This is a genomic window from Candidatus Symbiopectobacterium sp. NZEC135, assembly GCF_025962695.1.
This window is the reverse complement of record NZ_JAGFPF010001129.1, coordinates 1-698: the sequence shown is the minus strand read 5'-3', so window position 1 is coordinate 698 and position 698 is coordinate 1. Positions and strand designations below refer to the sequence as shown.

The following is a 698-nucleotide window of genomic DNA, read 5'->3' as shown; positions in this document are numbered from 1 at the left end:
TGGTGATAAAGCCCAGGCAAAATTACTCCTCTCCGGCGAGCACGCTGAGCGGTTTAAGGCATTTGTTTCAGTCGATGCCTCCGGGAATTATATCTCGAAATATCCTGTCAGCGATCTGGCGCAACCGACAACGTGGCAGCGTGTCGAGACTAATGGCGCGCTGAACGCATCGGACGCCCCCGCTGTGTCGCATCATGCCTCTTCCCGGGCTTCCTCCAACAACCTGTCCGCTACCCGTCGCACCATCAGCCCTGGCGCGGGACATGTGCGTGAGATGGCTAAGCGTTTTGATGCGCGACCGCCTGTTACTGACCACGCTTCGGCTCAGCATGAGGCACCAGCCCGCAAGCAGGAGATATCTTCTAAGATTAAGGCTCTGCAAGATACATTGGCTGCGAAGGTGAACCAGAACAAACCGTTAGGTGGCGGTATTCGCCAACGCTCCCGGTGATAGCGCTACTATGCTGATTACTGAGCGGAATGAGAGAATAAGCGGTACATATACATAGGCCTTCCTGAGGTGCCATAGTGAAACTGTGCAGTAAGCATCTGTTTTTCAGAAAGGTAGAGCAGATATTTTCGACAAGATACGCATGATAAACCGATAGCGTTTGCCAGCATTTTGGTGGAGAAGGCTTGCTCTTGATTGCTTTTAATCCAAGCAAACACGATGCGTAATGTCACGTTCGTTAGCCCTT

At 52.0% G+C, this 698-nt stretch carries 1 protein-coding gene and 1 pseudogene; one reads left to right on the top strand and one right to left on the bottom strand.

What is annotated here, in order from left to right:
• Positions 1 to 451: hypothetical protein (locus J5224_RS32875; protein WP_264629105.1), on the top strand; the 451-nt coding region annotated here is incomplete at its 5' end.
• Between the two features lie 17 nt (positions 452 to 468).
• On the opposite strand, the pseudogene J5224_RS32870 reads toward J5224_RS32875, so the two are convergent.
• Positions 469 to 698 (bottom strand): annotated as a pseudogene (locus J5224_RS32870) (two-component system response regulator DcuR); the annotation flags it as partial.